General features: G+C 62.5%; 10 protein-coding genes. 7 read left to right on the top strand and 3 right to left on the bottom strand.

The window, feature by feature from the left end:
• Nucleotides 1–80: 80 nt before the first annotated feature.
• The 3 genes from FHT87_RS20355 to FHT87_RS20365 all read left to right on the top strand — a co-directional run bounded on the left by FHT87_RS20355 (nt 81) and on the right by FHT87_RS20365 (nt 3,951).
• Nucleotides 81–1,520, top strand: coding sequence for an FAD-binding oxidoreductase (locus FHT87_RS20355; protein ID WP_183804602.1), 1,440 nt, complete (start codon nt 81–83; stop codon nt 1,518–1,520).
• A gap of 208 nt (nt 1,521–1,728) precedes the next feature.
• On the top strand, nt 1,729–2,541 hold the full coding sequence (locus tag FHT87_RS20360) for a UDP-2,3-diacylglucosamine diphosphatase (RefSeq protein ID WP_183735099.1): 813 nt from the start codon (nt 1,729–1,731) through the stop codon (nt 2,539–2,541).
• Between the two features lie 189 nt (nt 2,542–2,730).
• A complete protein-coding gene (locus FHT87_RS20365) occupies nt 2,731–3,951 on the top strand; it encodes an MFS transporter (RefSeq protein ID WP_183804604.1) in 1,221 nt (406 codons plus the stop codon).
• On the opposite strand, the gene dgcA is transcribed toward FHT87_RS20365, so the two are convergent.
• Nucleotides 3,903–4,886, bottom strand: a complete 984-nt coding sequence (dgcA, locus tag FHT87_RS20370; RefSeq protein WP_183804606.1) for an N-acetyl-D-Glu racemase DgcA — start codon at nt 4,884–4,886, stop codon at nt 3,903–3,905. The genes FHT87_RS20365 and dgcA overlap by 49 nt on opposite strands.
• A 101-nt stretch (nt 4,887–4,987) precedes the next feature.
• Here dgcA and FHT87_RS20375 point away from each other — a divergent pair, with 101 nt between their 5' ends.
• Genes FHT87_RS20375 through FHT87_RS20390 form a run of 4 tightly spaced genes read left to right on the top strand, consistent with a single transcriptional unit; the run spans nt 4,988 to nt 9,060 of the window.
• A complete protein-coding gene (locus FHT87_RS20375; RefSeq protein ID WP_183735100.1) occupies nt 4,988–6,157 on the top strand; it encodes an MlaE family lipid ABC transporter permease subunit in 1,170 nt (389 codons plus the stop codon).
• 1 nt (nt 6,158) lies between these two features.
• Nucleotides 6,159–7,010 carry an ABC transporter ATP-binding protein gene (locus tag FHT87_RS20380; RefSeq protein ID WP_183805071.1) on the top strand — a complete coding sequence of 284 codons (852 nt, stop codon included), beginning with the start codon at nt 6,159–6,161 and terminating at the stop codon, nt 7,008–7,010.
• A gap of 9 nt (nt 7,011–7,019) precedes the next feature.
• Complete coding sequence (locus FHT87_RS20385; RefSeq protein WP_183734897.1) at nt 7,020–8,390, top strand: MlaD family protein; 1,371 nt, start codon at nt 7,020–7,022, stop codon at nt 8,388–8,390.
• Nucleotides 8,391–8,445: 55 nt separating this feature from the next.
• Complete coding sequence (locus tag FHT87_RS20390) at nt 8,446–9,060, top strand: ABC-type transport auxiliary lipoprotein family protein (protein WP_183804608.1); 615 nt, start codon at nt 8,446–8,448, stop codon at nt 9,058–9,060.
• An 80-nt stretch (nt 9,061–9,140) separates the two neighbouring features.
• Here the strand turns inward: FHT87_RS20390 and FHT87_RS20395 are convergent, their stop codons facing one another.
• Together FHT87_RS20395 and FHT87_RS20400 are read right to left on the bottom strand one after the other, a co-directional pair.
• On the bottom strand, nt 9,141–10,007 hold the full coding sequence (locus tag FHT87_RS20395; protein ID WP_183804610.1) for a D-alanyl-D-alanine carboxypeptidase family protein: 867 nt from the start codon (nt 10,005–10,007) through the stop codon (nt 9,141–9,143).
• Between the two features lie 181 nt (nt 10,008–10,188).
• Nucleotides 10,189–17,022: a hypothetical protein gene (locus FHT87_RS20400; protein ID WP_183804612.1), complete on the bottom strand. Its 6,834-nt coding sequence runs from the start codon at nt 17,020–17,022 to the stop codon at nt 10,189–10,191.
• Between the last annotated feature and the right edge of the window lie 383 nt (nt 17,023–17,405).

Below are 17,405 nucleotides of genomic sequence, written 5' to 3' on the forward strand. Positions count from 1 at the left end.
GGGGAAACTTGTCTGGCGAGGGCGGCAAGCGCAGAATGCCGTGCGCGACGGTGCGGGGCGCCGGTCGCATGGAGGAAATCATGGACAACTTGAACCTCACGACCTTGCAAAGGGGTCAGACGATGGTCAATGACGTGGCCATCGATGCATTTGCCGCCGGATTTCGCGGCAGTCTCCTGACCAGCAAGGATATGAATTACAACGAGGCGCGGGCGATCTGGAATGCGATGATCGACCGGCGGCCCGGCCTCATCGCGCGCTGCGCGGGCGCTGCCGATGTCGTTCGGGCGGTGCGGTTCGCGCGCGACAACAATCTTCTCGTTTCGGTGCGCGGCGGCGGGCACGGCATTGCCGGCAACGCCGTCTGCGACGGCGGCGTCGTCATCGACCTGTCGGCGATGAAATCGGTGCGGGTCGATCCGCAGACGCGGCGTGCCAGGATCGAGCCGGGCGCAACGCTTGCCGATGTCGACAAGGAAACGCTGGCCTTCGGGCTGGTGCTGCCGACCGGCATCAATTCCACGACAGGCATCGCCGGCCTGACGCTTGGCGGCGGCTTCGGCTGGCTGACCCGCAAATTCGGACTGACCCTCGACAATCTGCTCTCGGTCGACGTGGTGACGGCGGATGGCGAACTGGTCAAGGCGAGCGAGACGGATAAGCCCGATCTCTTCTGGGCGCTGCGCGGCGGCGGCGGGAATTTCGGCGTCGTGACCTCCTTCGAGTTCAAGCTCAACCCGCTCGACACCGAGGTTCTCGCCGGGCTCGTCGTGCATCCCTTCGCCGATGCGGAAAAGGTGCTGAAGGAATACCGGCAGGCGCTGGAGGCGGCGCCCGACGAACTGACCTGCTGGGTGGTGATGCGCCAGGCGCCGCCGCTGCCCTTCCTGCCGGCCGAATGGCATGGCAAGGAGATCGTGGTGCTGGCGATGTGCTATTGCGGAGATGTCGCGGCGGGTGAAAAGGCTGCGGCCAGGTTGCGCGCTATCGGAAAGCCGATTGCCGATATCGTCGGCCCGATGCCGTTCACCGGCTGGCAGCAGGCCTTCGATCCGCTGCTCACACCAGGTGCGCGCAATTACTGGAAAAGCCAGGATTTCGCTTCCCTGTCCGATGCGGCGATCGACGTGCTGCTCAAGGCGGTGCGCAGGCTGCCCGGCCCAGAATGCGAGATCTTCATCGGTCATGTCGGGGGTGCTGCCGGCCGGGTGGCCAACGAGGCCACCGCGTTTCCGCAGCGCAGCTCGCATTTCGTCATGAACGTGCATGCCCGCTGGCGGGAAACCGGGATGGATGGAAACTGCGTCGGCTGGGCGCGCGAGCTTTTCGAGGCCACCAAGCCGCATGCTGTGGGAACCGCCTATATCAACTTCATGCCTGACGACGAAACCGACCGGGTCGAAGCCGCCTATGGCGCCAACTACGCCCGCCTTGCTGAGATCAAGCGGCGTTACGATCCGAACAATCTGTTCCGGATGAACCAGAACGTGAAGCCGATGGCGACGGTGCGGACTGCCTGAGGATTGATGTTTTAGGAAAGGAATTTCGCGCCAGCGCCGGAATGTGGAGGTGTTGGCGTGAAGTCGGCCACCCAGCGCTCCACATCTAGCCTGTATGAACAGGTTGCACCGCTTTCCCACAGCCTTGTCATCTTCCTGAAACACGAGTCTGATTTTGGAAGACCAGACGAAGAACGATGGGACACGAGCGGAAAGGCTTGTGACAGACATGATGGAACCTCGGCGCTTCCGCACCCTCTTCATTTCCGATGTGCATCTCGGCTCGAAGGCCGCCAAGGCGGATTTCCTGCTGGATTTCCTTAGATATCACGAGGCAGACACGATCTACCTCGTCGGCGATATCGTCGATGGCTGGCGCCTGAAGCGCAGCTGGTATTGGCCGCAGGTCTGCAACGACGTGGTCCAGAAGCTCTTGCGCAAGGCGCGCAAGGGTACACGTGTCGTCTATATCCCGGGCAATCACGACGAATTCCTGCGCGCCTTTCCGGGCATGCATTTCGGCGGCATCGAGGTCGTCGAGCGCATCATCCATGACGGCGCCGACGGCAAGAAGTACCTGATCCTGCATGGCGACGAATTCGACGTCGTCGTGCGCAACGCCCGGCTGCTCGCATATCTCGGCGACTGGGCCTACGACACGGCGATTCGCATCAACATCGTGCTCGCAGCGGTCCGCCGCCGCCTTGGCATGCCCTACTGGTCCTTCTCGGCCTGGGCGAAGCTGCAGGTCAAACATGCCGTCAATTTCATCGGTGAGTTCCAGCGCGTGGTTGCCGAGGAAGCCCGCAAGAACGGCGCCGACGGCGTCATCTGCGGCCATATCCATCACGCCGTGATCGAGGATATGGACGGCATCCGCTACATCAATACCGGCGACTGGGTCGAAAGCTGCACGGCGATCGTCGAGCATGAGGACGGCACGTTCGAACTCATCACGTGGCGCGCATTGGCCAGCAACGTGCCGGCGCTGACCTCAATCGAATTGCTTGAAGAGGGCGATTTCGCCCCGCAGGCCGCCTGAATATTGTGGGCGTACCGCTCCGGCCTGGCCGGTGCACCAGGAATTTAGCCGTTGCCGCCTGGCGACAGGCCCTATTTATTTTTTAAATCGTTTCGACTTATCTCCGAAACGTTACAGCAGGGCTATTTCTCGCCATAGTCGTGTTTGATTGGATGTGTTAGGCAACGCAGAGTTTCCTTCAGGTCCACCATGATTCCCGCACAAAATCCCTTAACGGGTGAGGGAGCGCCGCCGCGCTTCCGGCTGTTCAGCGCGCTTTGCTACAGCGCGCCGCTGCTGGTCAACGGTATCGTCCTGCCCTTCTTCCCCGTCTGGCTTTCGACTCACCAGTTCAATGATCATCAGATCGGCACCATCCTCGCCGTGCCGATGGTGGTGCGCGTTCTCGTCGCGCCGATCGTGGCGGTCTTTGCCGACCGCATGCAGGAGCGGGCGCATGTGCTTTTATGGTCGGGCATCCTGTCGCTCCTGACGGCGATTGCGCTCTACTGGACGGCGGATTTCTGGCCGGTGCTGATCGTCTTTGCGCTGCAGGGCGCGACGTTTGCGCCCTATGTGCCGGTCGTCGAATCGATTGTGATCTCGGGTGTGCGCCGCTGGGGGCTCGATTACGGCTCCATGCGCGTCTGGGGCTCCATCGCTTTCATCATTTCAACGCTCGTCGGCGGTGAGCTGGTCGGGCGCTGGGGTGGCGAAATGGTGCTGCCCGTGATGATCTTCGGCTTCGTCTTGACCATCACGATGGCGATATTCTGTCCGCGCATCGGGCCGACGCGGCGGCGCGGTCAGCCGATCAATCTTCCGGCGACGACGGGCAGCGGGCTTCGCGAGCCGCATCTGCTCCTGTTGCTGCTCGGCGTTTCAATCCAGCAGGCGAGCCATGCGCTGCTCAACGCCTTTTCCTCGATCTACTGGCACCAGCTCGGCTTTTCCGGGACGGAGGTCGGAATCCTCTGGAGCGCAGGGGTTGCCTCCGAAGTAACGGTGTTCTTCCTGTCACGGCGCCTCAACCGCCGCTTCAATGCCTGGACGCTGATTCGTTTCGGCTGTGCCGTCAGCGTGTGCCGCTGGGTGTTCTTCCCGACGGAGACGAGTTTCATCGGCTTCTTCGCGCTGCAATGCCTGCATGGCTTTACCTATGCCTTCGTGCATACGGGCGTGCAGCGGCGCATCGTTGCCACCGTGCAGGAAACACAGGAAGCCTCGGCTCAGGGCGCCTATTTCTTCTATATCGGCATGGCTTCAGGCCTGATGACCATCGCGTCAGGCTATATCTATTCGGCGCTCGGGCTGAACAGCTATTATGTCATGGCCTGTGTCGCGGCCTTCGGGCTCGCCATCGTCATCATCGCCTATTACCTTCAGCCCCAGAGGGTGGCTTCGGGCGGGAATACGAGGGAGCCGGCATAATTCAGGCCGGGTTCGCGGTCGCGGGCAAGCAGCAGCGGGCCGTCGAGATCGACGAAATCGGCGTCCTGCGCCAGCAATACGGCCGGCGCCATGGCAAGCGAGGTGCCGACCATGCAGCCGATCATAATCGAAAAGCCTAACCGCTGCCCCTCGGCCTTCATTTCCAGCGCCTCCGTCAGGCCGCCCGTCTTGTCGAGCTTGATGTTAACAGCGTCATAGCGGTCAGCAAGGCTTGCGAGATCGCCGGTGTGATGGACGCTCTCATCGGCACAAACGAGAACATGGCGGGCGATCTCCGCCAGCATGTCGTCGCGGCCGGCCGGCAGAGGCTGTTCCACGAGGGCAATATTGGCTTCGGCAGCGATGCGCAGGTGGTGTTCCAACCTGTCTTCCGGCCAGCCTTCATTGGCGTCGAGAATGATGGCGGCATCGGGGGCCGCCGCACGCACGGCACGGATGCGGCTTTCGTCATCGCCGGTGCCGACCTTGACCTTGAGGAGGGGACGTTGCGCATGTTCGCGCGCCTGCGCTGCCATCACATCGGGCTCGCCGAGCGAGATCGTATAGGCCGTGGTCAGCGGTTTCAGCTTGCGCAGATCAAGGCGGGAGGCGACGCTCTTGCCCGAGAGTTTGGCTTCCAGATCCCAGAGCGCGCAATCGACGGCGTTGCGGGCAGCGCCCAGCGGCATGGCGTGCAGCAGTTCTTCGCGCGAAATACCTCCCTCGATCAACGGTCGAGCCGATTCGATCTGCGCCAGAACGCTTTCCATCGTCTCGCCATAGCGGCGATAGGGCACACATTCGCCGAGCCCCTTGGCTCCCGATTCCGTCAACGTGCAGGTGATCACGTCCGCAGAGGTTTTTGTCCCTCTGGAAATGGTGAAAGAGCCCGCAATCGGGAATGAATTCATCTGGATATCAAGATGGCGCGGCATATTTGCTCTCCTGCGAGCATGGAAATTGCGCGTTGCTTCTGTATATTAACGCGCCGGGCGGCGAATACCATGTTCGCGAGTCGGGACTGTCGCTGCAAGCATTGAAAGACACAAGTATTTTGAAGTCCGAGAAACGCAACGCCGCCTCGCTGCATGTGGACGACCGAGCCGGGGGCTCGGGTCAGCATGTGCATCTTGAAGGCAACTGGCGCAGCGCCAACATCCATCTCGTCCTGCAGGATTTCGAGAAGCTGTCACGCAACAACAGCGGTGACCTGACACTCGATCTTGCCAATGTCACCGATATCGACACCGCCGGCATCTGGCTTCTTTGCCGGCTAAAGAAAAAGCAGGAAGAGGCGGGGCGAACGGTTCACTTCGAGGGCACGAGCCAGCATATCGACGAGTTGATCGCCACCTTCTCCAAGGAGCCTGAAAAGCAGGAGCCCGAGCAGAAGGAGAAGCTGTCGATCGCCGAGCGCATCCTCGCACCGATCGGGCGGATGACCCTCGATGTCTGGGACAATGTCGCCGCCTCCATGTATATCCTCGGCTCGGCGGTGCGCGGCGCGCAGATGAAATTCGGCCGCGGCAGCGGCGTTTCGCCGGCCTCGATCGTCAACCAGATCGATCATATGGGCGTGCGCGCCGTTCCAATCATCCTGCTGATGTCCTTCCTGATCGGTGCGATCATCGCGCAGCAGGGAGCCTTCCAGCTTCGCTATTTCGGTGCCGAGATCTTCGTCGTCGATCTCGTCGGCATCCTGCAGCTGCGTGAGATCGGCGTGCTTCTGACCGCGATCATGATTGCCGGCCGTTCGGGCAGCGCGATCACCGCCGAAATCGGCTCCATGAAGATGCGCGAGGAAGTCGACGCGCTGAAGGTGATGGGCCTCAACCCGATCGGCGTGCTGATCTTCCCGCGGCTGGTGGCATTGACGGTTGCGCTGCCGCTCCTGACCATCATTGCCAACTTCGCCTCGTTGGCGGGTGCGGCTGCAGTCGCCTATCTGTATTCGGGCATTACCTTTGCCACCTTCCTGTCGCGCCTGCATGAGGCCGTGACGCTTTCGACCGTATTGGCCGGCATGATCAAGGCGCCCTTCATGGCGCTCGTCATCGGCATCGTTGCAGCCGTCGAGGGGCTGAAAGTCGGCGGCAGCGCCGAATCGCTCGGCCAGCATGTGACGGCTTCCGTCGTGAAGGCGATTTTCGTCGTCATCCTGATGGACGGGCTTTTTGCGATGTTCTATGCAGCGATTGACTTCTGACATGGCGGGCGGCGTGGATCAGCAACCGATCGAGACGACCAAGAACGGGAACCGGGATGTCGTGCTGTCGGCGCGCGACGTCACGGTCGGTTTCGGACCCAAAGTGGTTCTCGACAAGCTCAACCTCGATATCTACCGCGGTGAAATCCTCGGCTTCGTCGGCGCTTCGGGCACCGGCAAATCGGTGCTGATGCGCACCGTGCTTCGCCTGCTGCCGCGCCGCTCCGGCACCATCAAGATCTTGGGTCAGGATTTCGACGAGCTGGACGAGCCGGAACGCAATGCGCTCGACATGCGTCTCGGCGTCCTCTTCCAGCAGGGCGCACTCTTCTCCTCGCTGACGGTGAAGGAGAATATCCAGGTGCCGATGCGCGAATATCTCGACCTGCCAGCCTCGCTGATGGATGAGCTCGCGCATCTGAAGATCCGCATGGTGGGCCTCGCCGCTGACGCTGCCGACAAATATCCTTCCGAGCTTTCGGGCGGCATGATCAAGCGCGCAGCGCTTGCCCGCGCGCTTGCGCTCGATCCCGAGCTCGTCTTCCTCGACGAGCCGACGTCGGGCCTCGATCCGATCGGTGCGGCGGAATTCGACGAGTTGATCGCCAATCTGCGCGATAGCCTGGGGTTAACCGTCTATATGGTGACCCACGACCTCGACAGCCTGTTTTCGGTCTGCGACCGTATTGCCGTGCTTGGAAAGAAGCGGGTAATGGTGGAAGGAACGATCGACGACATGCTGGCCTACGACGATCCGTGGGTTCAGGCTTACTTCAAGGGCAAGCGCGCGCGTTCGATCGTGCCGCAGGACGACGCGCCAGCGGCCCGGGCGCGGCATGACAGCGGGAAGTGACCGGAGACGATGGAAACCAAAGCCAATTACACGATCGTCGGCTTTTTCACCGTTCTGGTGATCGCTGCCGCATTCGGCTTCGTCTACTGGATGGCCGAATATGGCCGCAGCGGGCCGATGGCCGAGCTGATCGTGCGTATTCCGGGCTCCGCCAACGGCCTGAGCGTCGGCTCGCCGGTGCGTTTCAACGGCATCCAGGTCGGTTCGGTGCTGACGCTCTCCATCGATGCCGACGACCCGCAATATTCGCTGGCCTTTACCGAAGTACGCTCGGATGCGCCGATCTATCCATCCACCAAGGCGGCCCTTGAAATCCAGGGCCTGACGGGTGCGGCCTATATCGAGCTTTCGGGCGGCCGCAAGGAAGACAAGAATATTCTTCAGCAGGCGCTGGAAAGCGGCAAGCGCGCCGTGATCGTCGCAGACCAGTCGAGCGTCACTAATCTGCTTGCGACCGCCGACAAGATCCTCGACCGCGCCAATGATGCCGTTGGCGAAGTGCAGGGCTTCGTGCGCGATGCACGCGGGCCGCTGACCAAGACATTGCAGAATGCCGAGACCTTCTCGGATGCGATCGCCAAGAATTCCGGCAATATCGACAGCTTCCTGCAGAGTGTGGGCGATCTCTCCAACACGGTGCGCAATGTCTCGGGCCGCGTCGACTCGACGCTTGCAGCCGTCGAAGATCTGGTGAAGGCGGTCGACGCGAAGAAGATCAATACGATCCTGAGCAATGCCGAGAAGGTGAGCCGTGACATAGCCGACGCCTCCGGCGATCTGAAGGGTCTCGTCGACAAGGTCGACCAGACGGTGACGACCTATAACGAATTCGGCAAGAAGGCGCAGGTCACACTCGATCGTGTCGATACGCTGGTCGCCGCCATCGACACCAACAAGGTGAAGGGTTCGGTCGACGATATCGCCCAGGCGACCAAAGATGCCCGCACCGCTGTCGCCTCGATCCGCGATGTCACCGATACCGTCAGAGACCGCAAGAAAGACATCGATCAGACGATCCAGGACGTCCAGCAGATGGCGAACAAGCTGAACTCGGCTTCGACGCGCGTCGACGGCATCCTCATCAAGGTCGATGCGCTGCTTGGCTCAGACAATACGAATTCGCTCTTCACCGAGGCGCGCGCGACACTCGCATCCTTCAAGAAGGTCGCCGACAGCGTCAATGCGCGCATCGGGCCGATCGCCGACAATCTGCAGCGCTTCTCGGGCAGCGGGCTCAGTGACGTCCAGACGCTGGTCAACGAGCTGCGCGGCACGGCGAACAATCTCAACAATGCCATCAGCAATTTCGACCAGAACCCGCAGCGGATCATTTTCGGCGGGCCGACGGTCAAGCAATATGACGGGCGCACGCGGCGCTAAGCGGCTTCAGTCAGGAATTGCGGGAAATAAGAACAGAGGTCAGGGGTAGCGTAATATGGGTCTATCGCATGTGATGTCGCGCCGTTCCTGGATCCGTGGAACGGCGATTATTTTGCCGCTGACGGCAGCACTTCTCGCAGGTTGCGGAACGGCGGCGAAGAACGACACCTACGATCTCTCTGCAGCCACGGTCGATGGCACCGGTCCGTCGGCCAAGAACAAGCAGATCCTGATTGCCGATCCGACGGCGCTGAAGGCGCTGAACAGCGACCAGATCGTCATCCGCGTTTCGCCCTCGGAAATTCAGTATCTGTCGCGCTCGCAGTGGAGCGATACGCTGCCGCGCATGGTGCAGTCGAAGCTCGTCCAGGCCTTCGAGAATTCCGGAAAGCTCGGCGGCGTCGGAAAGCCGGGGCAGGGATTGGCGATCGACTATCAGCTCGTGACCGACATCCGTTCCTTCGAGATCGACGCGGCGTCTGGCAACAAGGCTGTGGTGGAGATTTCCGCCAAGATCCTCAACGATCGAAACGGCACAGTGCGTGCCCAGCAAGTCTTCCGGGCCACCGCTCCGGCCGGTGGCGACAACGTGAGTTTCGTCAAGGGGTTAGGCCGTGCCTTTACATCGGTCACCGACCAGATTGTTGGCTGGACGTTGACGTCGATCTAAGCCCCTTCTCTTTACAAAAATAAGGCCCGAAACCGTCAGACGGTTTCGGGCCTTATTCGTTCCTGACTTGTCTGTACAGTTTACTTGGTCGGCTGGGCGTCCGTCATCGTCGGGTTGCCGCCTGTCGCCGATGCGGTCGCGGTCGAAGCCGACGGCAGATAGCTGTCGAGCAGGCCGGCCATCTTGTCGTCACGCAGGTTTGCGGTCTTTTCGCCCATGACGACGCCGACGACGCGGCGGCCGTCCTTGGAGGCCGAGGTCACGACGTTATAGCCCGACGCGTCGGTGAAGCCGGTCTTGATGCCGTCGACGCCGTTATAGCGATACATGAGATTGTTGTGGCCGCGCAGCTTCATGCCGCGGAACTGGAAGCCGCGCATGGAGAAGAGCTTGAACTCCTCCGGGAAGTCGCGCATCAGCGAAACGCCAAGTGTGGCCATATCGCGCGCGGTGGTGACCTGTTCCGGGTCCGGCAGGCCCGACGGGTTCTTGAAGACGGTGTCCTTCATGCCGAGTTCACGGGCCTTTTCCGTCATCAGCGTGCCAAAGGCCTGTTCGGAACCGCCGAGCTGTTCGGCGAGCGCTACAGCGGAATCATTGGCCGAGAGCACCACGATGCTTTCGACAGCCTCCTTGACCGTGACCTTGCGGCCGGCACCGACAGCGAGCTTGAAGGGCTCCTTGCTCTCGGCATTTTCCGACATGCTGATCTTCTGGTCCCAGGTCAGGCGTTTGTCATGCAGCGCCTGGAAGGTGAGGTAGAGCGTCATCATCTTCGTCAGTGATGCGGGATAATTCAGATCGTCCTGGTTGGAGGCTTCGAGAACCTGGCCGGTCTGCACGTCCACCAGAAAACTTGCCTGGCCGGCTTCTGCCTGAATGAACGCGCCCAGAAGAAATGCGGACGAGAAGGCGGCGGCTATCAGCCGGGAGGTCGTCTTGGTCATCAATATCTACGGTCTCTGTCGTGGCAAGCGGGTGGCTTGGTGATTGGTCTGGCCGGGGTCACCCCGTTCGACCCATGCGGATCAGGGATGTTTGTGACGGAATGAGGGAGCCGCGGCAATAAAAAAGGGCCATCCACAGATGACCCCTTTTGTCTCACCATGTCAGGTTTTGCCCGATAACTCAGTTCAACCGGCCCGCCGCATGGGCCAGCATCGTATAGACCTTGCCGGTGTCGGAGGTCAGGTAGGACTGCGTCACCGTACGGTTCGGATCGGTGCGGGCGACATCGGCGAGCAGCTTTTCGAAATCGCCGATGTAGCGGTCGACGGCGGTACGGAATTCGGGCTCGCGATCATACTTGCGCTTGATCTCGTCGAAGGTCTGCTGGCCCTTCAGCGTGTAGAGGCGACGGGTAAAGACGTCGCGCTCGCCCCGCTGGTAGCGGCGCCACAGGTCGACCGAGGCGTCATGATCGATGGCGCGGGCGATATCGACCGAGAGCGAGTTCAGCGATTCAACGACATGGCGCGGGTTGCGGCTGTCATTGGCGCGCTGGGCAGGAGCAGGGGCCGGAGCGGCCGCCTCGGCAGCCGGGCGGGCCGGAGCACGCGAAGCCTCTTCGGCCTCTTCACGCGAGGCGCCGCGCAGGAGATCGCTGATCCAGCCGCCGCCAGCGCCTTCCGTGCGCGGGGCTTCCTGGCGAACTGGAGCAGGGGCCGGCTGCGGAGCCTGGGCGACCGGGCGCTGCTGCTGAGCGGGTGCAGGAGCCGGAGCGGGCGCTGCGGCCGGGGCTGGCGAAATAGTGCCGCGCAGGCCCATGGATTCGATCGACTGGCGCGCAGTCGGTGCCGGCTGCGGGGCAGGCGCCGTCGGGATCACCGGCTGGGTAACGCGCGGAGCAGGCTCGGCCTGGGCAAGCGTGCGGGCGACCGGCTCGGAGAGTTCGAGCCGCTGGCTGGAGCGGCCGACGATCTGCGAAATATCCTGCAGGGCCTTGATCTGCTCGGCGACGGCCCGGCGCATGGCAGACGCGCTTTCCTTGGCTTCTTCCGGCAGGTCGAAGGCGCCGCGCTTCAGTTCGGCGCGGGTGGTGTCGAGTTCGCTGCGGATATCGGCTGCGGAGCGGCGGATTTCCTCAGTTGCGCCCGAGAAGCGGCTGACGGCTTCATCGATTGCATCGCGGAGCGACTCACGCAGGTTCTGCGCCGCACTGTCTGAGGCGCGGCCTGCTTCGCCGAGCATGCGCTCGACTTCCGAGAGCGAGGCCGTCAACCCGCCGCGCAGGCGGTTGGAAAGATCGCCGGAGCGGCGCTCGACATTGGCAAAGCTGCTGTCGATCGTCGCATTGGCTTCCTCGCCGGCACGGCTGATCGCCTCGCGCATGGCGGAGGCGGCATCTTCGGCGCGCTTTTCGGTATCGGCGAGCACACGGCCGATGTCGGCGAAGGAGGCCTGGACGCTCTGGCGCAGCGTGCCGGTGACCTGGTTGGAACGCTGTTCGGCGCGCTCGAAGACCGTCTCGATCATGCCGCCGAGGCCGCGCATGGTCTTTTCGATCTCGCCCGAGCGCTGGACGAGGCCGGCCGCCAGCGTCTGCAGGGCGTCTTCGCGCTCTTCCAGCGTAGAGACGAGGCCCGACTGGGCGGCGGCAAGGAGATGCGAGGCCTGGCCCAGAACCTTCGAGTGATCGTCGAAGCGACCGATGATGCTGCCAACCTGGGCGAGCGTCTGGCCTGATATATCCGACAGGCGGTCGACCTTGCCTTCGAGAAGGCGGGTGGAGGCAGACACCATTTCGGCGGCCTTGGCGGCGGAGTCCGTGAAGCGCGAGGTCGTGTCACTGAGACGTCCGTCGACGCCGGTCAGCTGGTCGGCGGCACGCGTCATCATCATGGCCATGGCGGCACTGCTTTCCGACAGTCGCTGGACGAGGCCGTTGACGTTGTTCGTCAGGCTGTTCTCGATGGCGGCGACGGCATTGGCGACGTTTTCGGCACGCGCTGCGACGGCCTGGGTGACTGCGTCACTTTCCGCACGCAGGCGCTCGGCGCTGAGGCTTGCGGCCGCGCTGATGCGGGCAGCGGCTTCCTGGCCGGCATCGGTGTAGCGGTCGATGATCGGGCGCGCCGTCTCATCGAGAATGCGCGTCAGCTCGGTGGAGCGGCCGGCCAGCATGGAATTCAATTCGCGTGTGCGCTCGTCGAGCGTTGCGCGGATCGAGCTGCCACGGGCTTCCAGCGCCTTGTCGATATCGGTGAGCGTCGTATCGATCTCGCGGGCACGCTGCTCCAGGCTGGAGCGGATGATGCTGGTGCGGGCTTCGAGCGCGCGGTCGACATCAGCCATGCTCGATGTGATCTGGCCACCGGCATCCGTCAAGGTCGAGCGGATGGCGTTGCCATGTGCTTCCAGCGTCTGGCCGGCATCGGCGAGCGCGTGATTGATGGCGTTGACCTGGTTGCTGACGATACTCTCTGCTTCCGCCACCTTGCTGACGATCACGTTGCCGGCCTCGGAGAAGGTCTGGGCAACGGCAGCAGCCTGGCCGGCGAGGCGGCTCTGTGCCTCGGCGACGCGGTTGACGATCTGCGAGGAGCGCTCTTCCATGGCTTCGGCGAACTGCTGGCCGGTCCGGCTGAGCAGTTCCGAGGACTTCGTGGCTTCGCCATCCATGCCTTCGGCAGCTTCGGCAACGGCGCTGCGCAGGCTTGCGGCGAGACCCGCGGCCTTGCCTTCGATCGTGCGGTTTACGGCATCCAGACCGACAGTCAGAGCGCGGTCCATGGTGGAGAGACGTTCTTCGATGCGCGCGTTGCCGCGCTCCATCATGTCGCTCAGTGCCGCGGTGCGGCCATCGATCGATTGCGCCATGGCCGCGCTGCTGTTGTCGAGCGTTTCGGCAAGGTTTGCCCGACGACTGTCCAGAGCCTGCGTGAGGTTTGCACTGCTGTTGTCGAGGGCCTGGGTGAGGTTGGCAGTGCCGGCATGCAGTGCTTCCGTCAGGCTGGCGGCGCGGCTATCGAGGGCCTCGGTCAGGCTGGTGCTGCGGCTGTCGAGCGCATGCGTCAGATTTGCGGCGCTGTTGCCGAGCGTTGTGGCGATGCGCTCGGCTGTGTCGTCGCCGATCGCGCCGAGGCGGGAGATACCGTGGTTCAGCACGCCGGAGAGATGATTGCCTGCCGCGTCGACCTTATCAGCCACGCCGCCGACGCCATCGGCGATGCGAGCCTCGATGGCGGCAAGTCCGGCTTCGACGCGAGCGCCGGTTTCAGTGAACCGACCGGTGAGATTGTCGACGGAATGGTCGAGATGGCCGGAGAAATCGGCGGCGGAACGCGAGATCGTGTTGGCGGCTTCCTGGAAGCGGCCGGCGATCTGGCCCGCGCTTTCGCGCATGCGGTTCTCGAGCGTCTGGGCGCTGTTGTCGATCGCCTGGCGGATCGCGGCCTCGCGATCTTCCAGCGACATTTCGAGCATGCCGATGCTCGTCGCAACCGACGTACCGATCGAGGTCGCCTGTTCGGAGAGCGTGTCGTTGATGAGGTTATGGGCCTCGGTCAGCGACAGGGTGATGGCATTGGTGCGATCGTCGAGCGTGGCGCGGATGCGGTCATGCGCGGCTTCGAGACCACCTTCGATGTTGTTTGCGGCATCGTTCGCAACGCTGCCCAGACGCTGCTGCGCATCGATGAGGCTATCCTCGATGCGGCCCGTCATGCTGCCGATGATGCCTTCCATGCGAGCGCCACCGGCATCCAGAGCTTCCGAAAGCGTAGCGCTGTGCTCGGCAAGCGCGGTTTCGAGACGCGCCTGATTGTCCGTATAGGCGGCGCGGATCGCTTCCGTGCGGTCGGCAAAGGCGCCGGCAACACGCTCTTCGGCACTGGCAACAGTGTCCATGATGGCGTTGCTGCGGTTTTCGAGCGCGGATTCGAAGCGACTCTGGCCGTCGTCGAGCGAAATGGCGAGCGCCATGGTCTTTTCGTCGAGCGTATCGGACAAGCGGTCGGCGCTGTTGGTGACGGCATGGACGATGGATTCGGCGCGACTGGCGAGCGCCTCCTCGATGCGGAGCTGGCTTTCGCCGAGCGATGCGGCGATCCGGTCATGGGTGCCGGCGGCCGCATTGACGAGAGCGTCAGCACCCGCCGTCAGCGTGTCTTCCAGGCGGTTCTGGCTCTCGTTCAGCGAGATGGCAAGCGCCATTGCCTTTTCGTCGAGCGTTTCGGCGAGGCGGTCATGTGTGCCCGATACGGCATTGATGAGCGCTTCCGAATGCGTCGACAGCGTGTCTTCGATGCGCGCCTGCGTTTCGTTCAGCGAAATGCCGAGCGCCATTGCCTTTTCGTCAAGGGTTTCGGCGAGGCGGTCATGTGTGCCCGATACGGCATTGATGAGCGCTTCCGAATGCGTCGACAGCGTGTCTTCGATGCGCGCCTGCGTTTCGTTCAGCGAAATGCCGAGCGCCATTGCCCGTTCATCCAGTGTCTCGGCGAGACGGTCATGCGTGCTGGAAACGGCGCCGAGCAGCGCCTCAGAACGGGTCGCCAGCGTGTCGTCGATGCGCGCCTGACCTTCGTTCAGCGAAATCGCAAGCGCCATCGCCTTTTCATCGAGCGTGTCGGAGAGGCGGTCATGCGTGCCGGAAACCGCATCGACGATGGCCTTCGAGTGGCTCGCAAGCGTATCGTCGATACGGGCCTGGCCCTCGTTCAGCGAGATGGCAAGCGCCATCGCCTTTTCATCGAGCGTGTCGGAGAGGCGGTCATGTGTGCCGGAAACGGCTGATATGAGCGATTCCGAATGGGTCGACAGCGTGTCTTCGATGCGCGACTGCGTCTCGTTCAGCGAAATCGCCAGCGCCATGGCCTTCTCGTCGAGGGTTTCGGCGAGACGGTCATGCGTGCCCGAGACGGTATTGATGATGGCTTCGGAACGGCTCGTGAGCGCTTCGTCGAAGCGGGCGTGGTGGTCCGCGAGTGCGTCGATCAAGGCGCCGCCGCGTTCGGCCATCACGCTGTCGAGGCCGGTATGGGCAGTCTTCAGCGCATCGGTGATTTCAGCGGCGCGGGCGGCGAGAACGCTGCTCAGCTCTTCGGCGCGACCGCCGAATGCGCCCGTGACCTTTTCGGTGCCGCTGTCGATGGCAGCGGCGAGTTCGGTCGTGGTCGACTGCAGCGTTTCGCGGAATTCGCTCGCCCGGGCGGCAAGGTTGTTCTGCAGATCGGAGGTACCGGCGGCGAGCGCCAGCGAGATTTCCGACGTAGCGTTGCCGAGGGTGGAGCTGAGCTCGCCGGTGCGGGTCGTCAGCGCCGAGGTAATCTCTTCCGCACGGCTGGCAAGCGTGCCTTCCAGCACTTCCTGGCCGGTTGCAAAGGCGGTCGCCAGCGCCAGCGACTGCTCGGTCATGGACGTGCCGAGGCGATCGATATTGGAATTGAGGATGTTATCGATGGAATCGGCGTTGCCCGACAGCGTCTCGTTGATACGAGTAAGGCTCTCGATGAGCTTGGTGTCGAGCGAACCGGCGCGCTTGTCGAAGGCGTCGGTAAATTCGGCGACGCGTTCGTCGAAGGCAGTCGAAAGATGGGCGACGGTCGTCTGCAGGCGCTCCTCGAAGAAGCCGGAGCGCACGTCGAGATCCATGACGGCATCGTCGGCCGTCGATTGCAGGCTCTGGCGGAAGCTCGAACCCTTTTCGTCGAGTGCGGCGTTCAGGCGGAAAAGCACGTCATCAAGCGTGCCGCCGATCGTGCGTTCGCCCGTCGTAAGGCTCTCATTGATCTCGCGGGTGCGCGAAATCAGGATCTCGTTGAGCTGCTGGGTGCGCTCTTGCAGCGCCGCATTCAGGCGCTCGGTGCTGGCGTCCATCGTCGAGGCGCGCGTCTCGAACTGGGTGAGCAGGCGCTCGCCATGTTCGTTGATCGTGTTGGTCAGCGCGTCCAGGCGGTTGTCGAATTCATTGCCGATCGCAAGACCCGAAGCGGTCAGCGTATGGAGCAGCGTATCGGTCTTGGCGGCCAGCAGCGTACCAAGCGACTGCATGGCGCTGTCCGACTTCTCCATGATCGCGGCAGCGCGCGTATCAATCAGCGAGGCGAAGGCTTCGCCCGAGGTCGCAAGACGGATGGCGATCTCTTCGGTGGCGAGCGACAGTTCTTCCTTGAGCTGGTCGTGGACGCCGGCGATGGAAGAGCGGATGCGATCGGCATGGTTGACGATCGCCTCGCGCTCGGAGCCGAGCTCGTGGACAAGGCCGCGAACGCGCAGTTCGTTATCTGCGTAGGAGCGCTCCAGCGCATTCACTTCGGAATGCACGAGCGTTTCGAGTTCGGAAGCACGCGCAATGGTGCGCTCGATGCCTTCGTTCATGGCCGAGACTTCGCGGCGCACGGCCTGGCCGACCGTCATGATGCGTTCAGACGCAATGGTTTCCGGCTCGGAAAGGCGCAGCGCAACCTCGGCCATGGACCGGGCGGCGTTGCGCATGTCCTGGGCACGCGAGATCATGATGGCAAAGGCATAGAACATCATGACCGGCACGACGATGCCGACGATGCCGGCGATCACGCCCGGCAGGGCGGCGAGATCGGTCAGCGAGCGGATCTGCGCGATCTGAGGCGCATAGAGCATGAACATCAGGCCGAGGCCGATGACCACCCACAGAATGGAGACGAGAGTGGCCGTGCGCAGGGCAGGGCGGCTGGAGCCGTTTTCCAGGGACTTCAGAAGCGAGGCAGGTGAATTGCGGCTGGCATCGTTGGCAGGGGCGAAGGCGGGTGCCCGCGGTGCCGACTGATCGCCTGTGCGGCCAGCGCGGCCGCGGCGGCGTTGTGCTTCTTCCTGGGCCTGATTACGGGCATTGGATGGGTCAGTCACATTAGCCTCCGGGGCGTGGGGCGCGTTACCGCGGCGGGACGGCACGTTTTCCTGGCCGAAATCGATCTGAAGCGCCTCGTCCAATGCCTTGAACGCTTTGTCCTCGATCGATTCATTGTACTTGTTATTCGCCATTCCGATACGCCTCACAATTCCCGGCAAGTCCGGCAGCGCATCCGGGCCACCGCCTTCGCCCGGAAAGAACCTTCGCCGTTCCAGCCTTCCATCCCAAGACGGACGGATAAGCATGTCATTTCAGAGTAGATAGCCGATTTTTCAAACGAAAGGTATCAAAACACTACCATTATCCACTCTGACGGCAAAGGCGCGCGGCATGAGCCCGCCTCAACAGTATCGTAGTGACACATCTGGGTGGCTTACACAATTAATGAACCCTTGCGTTTGCGCCCTTCTTAACCTGTTGTTAACACCTTTAAATTTTGGATCCCGCCCAAAAGCCGATATTTTAGCGATGTTTAAGGGACGTTAACCATACGGTTAGATTTCCACCTCTGATG

Origin of the sequence: Rhizobium sp. BK316 (assembly GCF_014193695.1) — a bacterium.
Lineage (GTDB): Bacteria > Pseudomonadota > Alphaproteobacteria > Rhizobiales > Rhizobiaceae > Rhizobium.